The organism is Streptomyces sp. NPDC045967 (assembly GCF_056430495.1).
Genome location: NZ_JBWKLE010000034.1, coordinates 1 through 6,210 on the forward strand (window position 1 = coordinate 1; position 6,210 = coordinate 6,210).

8 protein-coding genes are annotated in these 6,210 nt (G+C 73.0%); 2 read left to right on the top strand and 6 right to left on the bottom strand.

Annotated elements, in window-relative coordinates:
- The 5 genes from AC07FY_RS32325 to AC07FY_RS32345 all read right to left on the bottom strand — a co-directional run.
- The coding region (locus AC07FY_RS32325) for an ATP-binding cassette domain-containing protein (protein ID WP_479013807.1) at positions 1-203 on the bottom strand (203 nt) is incomplete at its 3' end.
- A gap of 133 nt (positions 204-336) precedes the next feature.
- Positions 337-1,446 (bottom strand): aliphatic sulfonate ABC transporter substrate-binding protein, encoded by a 1,110-nt coding sequence (locus AC07FY_RS32330; RefSeq protein WP_479013810.1) that lies wholly within the window; start codon positions 1,444-1,446, stop codon positions 337-339.
- Positions 1,447-1,739: 293 nt separating this feature from the next.
- On the bottom strand, positions 1,740-1,838 hold the full coding sequence (locus AC07FY_RS32335; protein ID WP_479013813.1) for a putative leader peptide: 99 nt from the start codon (positions 1,836-1,838) through the stop codon (positions 1,740-1,742).
- Positions 1,839-1,984: 146 nt separating this feature from the next.
- On the bottom strand, positions 1,985-2,443 hold the full coding sequence (locus AC07FY_RS32340; protein ID WP_479013816.1) for an RrF2 family transcriptional regulator: 459 nt from the start codon (positions 2,441-2,443) through the stop codon (positions 1,985-1,987).
- 171 nt (positions 2,444-2,614) lie between these two features.
- The gene (locus AC07FY_RS32345; RefSeq protein WP_479013819.1) at positions 2,615-3,832 is read right to left on the bottom strand and encodes an acyl-CoA dehydrogenase family protein; all 1,218 of its coding nucleotides are present in this window, start codon (positions 3,830-3,832) and stop codon (positions 2,615-2,617) included.
- Between the two features lie 461 nt (positions 3,833-4,293).
- On the opposite strand from AC07FY_RS32345, the gene AC07FY_RS32350 reads away from it, so the two are divergent.
- A complete protein-coding gene (locus AC07FY_RS32350; RefSeq protein WP_479013895.1) occupies positions 4,294-4,377 on the top strand; it encodes a putative leader peptide in 84 nt (27 codons plus the stop codon).
- A gap of 233 nt (positions 4,378-4,610) precedes the next feature.
- The gene (locus AC07FY_RS32355; protein ID WP_479013822.1) at positions 4,611-5,165 is read left to right on the top strand and encodes a winged helix-turn-helix domain-containing protein; all 555 of its coding nucleotides are present in this window, start codon (positions 4,611-4,613) and stop codon (positions 5,163-5,165) included.
- A gap of 91 nt (positions 5,166-5,256) precedes the next feature.
- On the opposite strand, the gene AC07FY_RS32360 is transcribed toward AC07FY_RS32355, so the two are convergent.
- Complete coding sequence (locus tag AC07FY_RS32360) at positions 5,257-5,826, bottom strand: helix-turn-helix domain-containing protein (protein ID WP_479013825.1); 570 nt, start codon at positions 5,824-5,826, stop codon at positions 5,257-5,259.
- Between the last annotated feature and the right edge of the window lie 384 nt (positions 5,827-6,210).

The window sequence follows — 6,210 nt, forward strand, 5'->3', positions numbered from 1 at the left end:
AGGTTGAGCAGGGTGGACTTGCCGCATCCCGAGGCCCCCAGGATGGTGACGAACTCTCCGGGAGCGACATCGAGGCTGATGTCGTCCAGGACGAGCTGTGATCCGGCCGGGCCGGAGAAGGACTTCGAGACGTGCTCGATCCGCGCGGCGTGTGTCGCGGTCGCTGCGGTGCCCTCTGTCGCGTCGGCGTACGTGGTGGCCATGGCCGTCACCTCCTGGGGTCAACGGGACGTGCGAATGTACTGACTTGCGGTGCTGCGGTGCTGCGGTGCTGCGGAGGCGCGGGCTTGCGGCCTTGTGGTGCTGCCGACGTGCCGATCGGCCGGACCGCTCTGCCTACTTGGCGCCGAGGCCGGCGTCGGAGACCTCGGGCTTGCCTGCGGCCTTGAGGACCTTGTTCAGCAGCGTGAGGTCGTAGATGCCGGTCAGGTCGGGCTGTTCGATGAGCTTGGCCTTGACCGCGTGGTCGGCCTGTGCCCGGAGGGTGGAGGCCAGCGGGTCGTCGGTGATGGCGATGCTCGGCCAGGCGGGATCGATGATCTTCGCGTCGAGGGGCTTGCCGCCTTCGGCCGCGAGCTTGGCGTTGGCGGACGCCTTGGCCTGGTCGGGGTTGGCGTTGATCCACTCGTTGGTCTTCACGGTGCCCGCCAGGACCGCCTCGACGACGTCGGGGTGCTCCTTGAGGAACTTCTGCGACACGACGATGTTGGTGATCACGAACTTTTTGCCGGGCCACAGCGAGGTCTCGTCCAGCAGGACCGAGCCGCCGTCGGAGACGAGCTTGGAGGCGGTGGGCTCGGGCACCCAGGCGCCGTCGATCGAACCCTGCTTGAAGGCGTCCGGGGTGACCTTGTTGTCGGTGCGGACGACGGAGACGTCGCCCTTGCCGGACTCGGGGTCGACGCTCCAGCCCTTCTCGGAGATCCAGTTGAGGAACGCGACGTCCTGGGTGTTCCCCTTCTGGGGGGTGGCGATCTTCTTGCCCTTGAGGTCGTCCAGGGTCTTGATCCTGTCGGGGTTGACGACCAGCTTCACGCCGCCCGACGCCGAGCCGGAGACGATCCGCAGGTTGGCGCCCTTGGACTTCACATAGCCGTTGATCGCGGGCGAGGGACCGATGAAGCCGATGTCGAGCGAACCGCCGTTGAGTGCCTCGATCTCGGAAGGACCCGCGTTGAAGGACTGCGGCTTGATCTTCGTCTCGCCCAGTTCCTTCTGGATCAGGCCCTCCTGCAGGCCCACCAGCGCCGTGGCGTGCGTCAGGTTCGGGAAGTACCCGATGCGGACCTCGGAGGCGGAGAGCTTCTTCTCCCCGGTGGCCGCGACCGCGGCCTTGTCCTCCTGCTTCTGCGCGTCGGAGCCGTAGCCGCAGGCGGTCAGCAGCAGGGGGAGCGTCGCGGCGGCGGCGATGGCGCGCAGGGTGGTGAGCGGTCTTGCGGCAGACACGGAGGTGTCCTTTCACGGGTGGCGTGCAGGAGAGGTGTGAGGAGGGAGCGAGGTGGATCCGGCCGCGGGCACCCCGCCGCCTCGACCGCCCGGGCGGCAGTCGTGGGCCTGGGGATTCCGGGCGGCGGCAGCGTCAAGGGCGCGGCGAAGCCGCCTCGGGCGTGTACGGCGCGGTCGCACCCGGGGGAGTGGGGGGCGCGGGGTGGCCGACCGGGGCTCCGCCGACCGGTGTGTGAGTGGCGGCGGCGGGGAGTGCGGTGGTGCCGGCGTGGAGGGCGGCCCTGCGGGCGGTGTCAGCCGGCCGGACAGATGGCGCTGGACGTACGGACCAGGTCGATGTGGCGTCGGGAGGTCAGGGACGGCATCCGGCCCATGCGGTGCAGTGTTCCCACGGTCCCGCCCCTCCCGGAATTCCTAGTTTTCCTACCTGGTTGGTAGGCATATTGGCAGAGCGGAAGACCCACCCCAAGAGGGTGACCACATGGTGGACGCGAACATCTCGGAATCTGAGAAACCGCAGGTGGCTGAGGGGTCAGCGTCAGGGATTGGTCCAGGCGCCCGGCGTGTCGGTCAGCGCGGAGACGTCGGACGGCAGCTCGGCGGCTGCGACGTCGGCGAGCGTCACCCCGTCCAGGATTTCGCGGACATTGGCCCGCAGCGCGATCCACAGGGGCAGCAGCGACTGGGCCGGGCCGGTGTAGGAGAGGTCCGGCGGCCGGACCCCGCGCACCGAGACCAGGGGGCCGTCCACCACGCGGATGACGTCGGCGATGCTGATGGACCCGGCCGGCTTGGCCAGCCGGTAACCGCCGTTGCCGCCGCGCTGGCTCAGGACGAGACCTCCCCGGCGCATGTCGTTCAGGATGCCCTCGAGGAACTTGTGCGGGATCTCCTGCGCGTCGGCGATGGCCTCGGCCTTCAAGGGCCCGTCCTCCTGCGCCGCGGCAAGCTGCAGCGCGGCACGTACCGCATAGTCCGCCCTGGCTGAGATCCGCATACGCCCATTATCCCGCACGGACGCGACCGGTGTCCGTCACGGGGGCGGGGGCGGGGCTGCCGGGCAGGTGCCCCCGGGCCGGCAGCCGAGGCGCGCGGCTCGCGCACCGGCCTGTGACTCCGCCCCCGTTCGCGCGCGGTGGGGCGCCCGCGCCGCGTTTGGTGCCCCGTGTCAGCGGAAGGCCGCGGCCACCGGGCGGGCGGCGCCGTTGAGGTAGTGCTGGCCGATCGAGCGCAGCCGGTGCGCGAGGGGGCGGTGGGCCGTCAGGACGCGGGCGTTGCGCCAGAAGCGGTCCAGGCCGGGGGCATCGGCCAGTTCCAGCACGCGGGTGGTGATGTGCAGGGCGGCCCGTGACGTCACCGTCTCCGCCGTGGCGACCAGGGCGGCGACGCCCGCGGGCTCCTCGGGGTCGAGGTGCACACCGGTGTCGAGGGCCTGCGCCATCACCTCGGTCGCCCGGTCGACCACGGCCGTCGCCGTCTGCACGGCCGACGCGAGTTCGCCGTACGTCAGCAGCAGGTCCGCGTCCTCGCCGGGCGGGCGGTGGTGGGCGTGGCCCCCCTTGCTGAGGTCGCGCGCCTCGATGAGGGCGCCTTCCGCGATGCCGAGGGCGACGTGGCACAGGGCGAGCCGGAGTGCGGGCTCGGCGAGGGCGGAGAAGGGCGCGGTCGCCTCCTCGTCGTACGGACGGCGGCCCAGCACCTGCCCGTGCGCGACCGCGACCCCGTCGAAGAAGACCTCGCCCGCGCCCGCGACGCGCTGCCCCAGCCGGTCGCGGGCGGGCTCGACGCTCACGCCGCGTGCGCCGGGTGGGACGCGCACGACCAGGACGTCACCGGTCACCGCGCAGACGGCGTCCACGACGATCTGGTCCGCGACGGTCACCGCCGTGTCCACGGTGCGGCAGCCGTTCAACGCGTACCCGTTGCCGCGCCGTCTCAGGACGAGGTCCGGTCCGTCGCCGTCGCCCGCGTCGTGGGGCGGGGGAGTGCGGACGGCGCCGGTCCACAGCCAGTGCTCGCGCCCCGACTCCTCTTCGAGCGCCGCGTGGGGGTGGGTCGCGTAGAAGCGTCCGCTCCACGCGTGCACGTAGTGGCGCGCGAGGACATCGCCGACGGAGCTGTCGGCCGCGGAGATCTCCCGTATGACGGTGCATCCGGTACGCCAGTCCGCCCCCCGGTCCGGCCCGGGCGGGATCAGGGCCGCCAGCAGTCCGGCCTCGCGCAGCCTGGCCGTCTCGTCGGCGGGTGGTCTGCCGGCCCGGTCGCGCGCGATGGCGTCCGCGGCCAGGTCCTCCGCAACGTCGCGGGCGGCGCGCAGGAGCGCGCGGCGCTGTTCGGCGGCGGACCGGGGGAGGGCCGCGCGCGGTGTCGTCGGCGCGGTCGTCACCGGCAGGCCCGGGTGTCGTCGCGGTGCGGCAGGACGGGGTGGACGGCGTTGCCAGGGGGGATGGCGTTGGTCATGTCGGCTGCTCCGGAGCGTTGTTGAGGGGCGTCGGCCGGCTCGCAACGGCCGCATTCACCGAATCCCCACGTTTCCCATCGGATTGATAGGAATACTTGCCCGCGGTGACTCTCCGGGCAAGGGTGCGACCGCATGCTGGACAAGGCTGTCTTGAAACGGATGGGGGCGCCGGCCGGTCCGCAGGGTGCGGGCCGGGTGGAGCGGCCGCATCGCAAGAGGCTTGCGACGGCGGCGTGTCGGGGTGGTGCGGCCCGCGCCGACCGGTGGTGGTCGTGTGGGTGGGGGCGCCGGGCACCCCGCTGGGGAGCCCCGCCCGGTTCGGCCATTTCCTATGGAATCAGTAGGGAAGTATTGACGCTGTCGGCCGCGCACTTCACGATGTGACCATGTCCCCGTCGCAGCCGTTGCTCGTACGCCGCAGGCACGTCGACTTCCGTCGCGTCGCCAGCGCCGTCTGCCGACTTTCCTGAGGCCACTGCCGCCAGGGCATTCTTCGCGCGCCGGCGTTCCGGCCGCCGCTCCCCGCTCCCCGCTGCCGCCCACGCCGTCCCCCGACTCCGGTCCTCGGAGCCGCAGGGCACGCCGGCGTGTGACGCGCGCCGGCCACCCGCGGTCGCGCAGGGGCGCCGCGGACGAAGACGCCCGGGCGCGGCCGAAGACCTGGCGCCCACCACTCCACTCCGAGCAGCCGAAGGGGCTTATCGTGACCACCGCAGTTCCCGTACCCGCCACTCCCCGTACCCGTATCCCCGCCCCCCGCCTCCGGCTGATCGGCGACCGCCCGGCGCGCGTCCCCGTCGACGGGGTGGAGGGCCGCGTCGGCTACCTCGTGTTCCTGCCGGCCGGCGTGGACCCGGTGGCGGTGATGGCGGCCCACGGTGTCCGGCCGGAGGTCCATCCCCTCGGGTCCGCGGCGCCCGCGGCTCCCGTCCCGGACCCGGCCCGCCGCCCCGGCCCGGACCGGCCCGACGACCTCATCCGAGTCGACCGCGAACGGCGGCTGGCCGATGTAGACGGGCGGGAACTCGACCTCACCTACCTGGAGTTCGACCTTCTGGCGCACCTGGTGGCGCACCCGTACACGGTCCACACCCGCGACGCCCTCATCTCCCACATCTGGGGTTACGGCCACGTCGGCGACGGCCGCACGGTCGATGTCCACGTGGCCCGGCTGCGCCGCAAGCTCGGCCCCACGCACCGCAACCGCATCTCCACCGTGCGCCGCGTCGGCTACAAGTACGTGCCCGACCAGGCGTAGTCGGCGTCCGGCCCGCTCGTGCCCGCCGAACTGACCGCTCCTGCCCGCCGGACGGACCGCTCCTGCCCGCCGGACGGACCGGTCGCGTCCGTCAGGCGTTCGAGATGACCAGCAGGGTCCGGGCGGCGGCCGGGCCCGCCAAGCGGCACCGGTGCGGAACCTCGCCCCGGTGGTGCGCGCTCTGGCCCGCGCGCAGGGTCACCGGCTCCTCGCCCTCCACCTCCAGGACGATCTCGCCCTCCAGTACGTAGAGGAAGTCCTCACCCGGGTGCTCGAACCAGCCGCGCTCGCCCCGGCCGGGCTCGAAGTGGTGCTCGTATGCCTCCATCAGTGCGCTGCGTCCCCCCGGGATGAGCACCCGCGCCACCTGGCCCGCGGTCTCGTCCACGCGGATCACCTGCGGGTCGCTCTCGTGGCTGACCGTGCCCGGCCGTACGGGCGGTCGCAGGAAGGTCCCCGGGGTGACGTCCAGAGCTTCCGCGATCCGGTAGATCGAACTGAGGCTGGGGGTGGCGAGGCCGCGTTCGAGCTGGCTGAGGAAGGGCTGGGAGAGGCCGGAGCGGTGGGCGAGGACGGCCATGGAGACGCCGCGCTGCGTACGGCAGTTCCGGATCACCCGCCCGACCTCGATCGCCTCCGGCGTGGGTTCGGGTCGCGTCACACAGGTGAACGTACCCCATCGGCGATCAAGGGCCGGAGGGCTCCCGAGAGGTTTCGCACGGCTGCAACACTCCCGTCATAAGCGTGGTCAATTATTGATCTCACTTATCGACGACCGGGCAACCGACCGAGGAGCCGCTCCGTGCACGCCACCCCATCCCCGCCGGGCCGGGCCCTCACCCGGCTCGGCCCCGCCCTCGCCGCCGCGGGCGCCGTGCTCACCCTGTGGTCCCTGCTCGCCTGGTCGGGCGCGGGGGGGGGGGGGGGGGGGGGGCCCCCCCCCCCCACCCCCCCCCCCCCCCCCCCCCACCACCCCCCCCACCCACCCCCCCCCCCACCCCCCCCCCCCCCCCCCCCCCCCCCCCCACCCCCCCCCCCACCCCCA